The 1,196-nt window shown below is 47.0% G+C and carries 1 protein-coding gene; it reads left to right on the top strand.

The features are described from left to right. The first annotated feature begins 107 nt into the window (after window positions 1-107). Complete coding sequence (locus FD07_RS11885; RefSeq protein WP_056990137.1) at window positions 108-1,187, top strand: IS30 family transposase; 1,080 nt, start codon at window positions 108-110, stop codon at window positions 1,185-1,187. The last annotated feature ends 9 nt before the right edge of the window (window positions 1,188-1,196 follow it).

Below are 1,196 nucleotides of genomic sequence, written 5' to 3'. Positions count from 1 at the left end.
CGATTTAAAATTGAAGTGCAACACCCCTTAAGACATTAAGGGTAAACAAATAGGCCATGGAGACCTATACTTTTAAGCGACCAAACCAAAAAGAAAGAGGTATCTCCATGACCCAGTCAAATCATACCACTACCATTACTTACCAACAACTCTCTGCCGAAGAGCGTGGCCAAATTGAAGCGTTCTTGAAGGACCACCAATCTGTTCGCCAAATTGCTCGTAATCTTCATCGAAATCCCAGTACTATCTCACGCGAAATCAAGCGTGGCACGGTTCGCCAGCTTAACTCCGACTATCTGCCATACTATCAATATTTTGCTGAAGCAGGACAGGCTGTCTATGAAAAAGACCGCCTTAAATGCCATTCTAAGGGTTTACTAAAGCGTTGCTGGCTCTTCTTCAAGCTGTTAGTCCAAGCACTCAAAACCAAGATTAGAGTCGATAGTGTCGATAGCTTCGTCCACCGATTCCATCAACTTTATCCGGACAAGCCGTGTCCATCGACCCCCACGGTTTATCGGTACATTGATTTAGGTTATCTCGACCTCTGTAACGCTGATTTACCAGTCAAGCTTCGTCGCCGAGTAAAGAGCACTCGTCGAACTCGCTCCCGAAAGAATAAGAAGATATTGGGTAGCTCAATCGATGAGCGACCAGCTATCGTCGACCAACGCATCTTGGTGGGTGACTGGGAAGGAGACCTAGTTAAGGGCAAGCGGGTTGCTAGCGAGCCCGCACTGATGACATTAACCGAGCGTGTCAGTCGTTTTGAAATCATCGTTAAGATTCCTGACTACCACGCTGACACTTGCCGCCAGGCACTTCAAGGGGTCATTACGGCCTATGGTCCTAAGAACTTCCAGTCAATCACATTTGACAATGGCAGTGAATTTGCCGAGCTAGATCAGGTCCAAGGAACCAAAGTTTACTTCGCTCATCCTTATACGCCCTCTGAACGAGGGTCTAATGAGAATCTCAACGGTCTCATCCGTGAGTACATTCCGAAGGGCATCTCTCTCAAGAACTTTGATCTACCAACGATCCAAGCCATTCAAAACGCACTTAACCATCGCTTACGTAAATCCCTGGGCTATGCTAGCGCCGCCCAGGTCTTCAAAACACAGGTCTTCAAGAACATGCATCCGGTTATGCTTACGCCTTACTGTCCTGTGTTGCACTTGATTTGACAATTGGGG

Origin of the sequence: Levilactobacillus parabrevis ATCC 53295 (assembly GCF_001434055.1) — a bacterium.
In the GTDB taxonomy this organism is placed as follows: Bacteria; Bacillota; Bacilli; order Lactobacillales; family Lactobacillaceae; genus Levilactobacillus; species Levilactobacillus parabrevis.
This window is presented reverse-complemented; position numbering and strand designations above follow the sequence as displayed.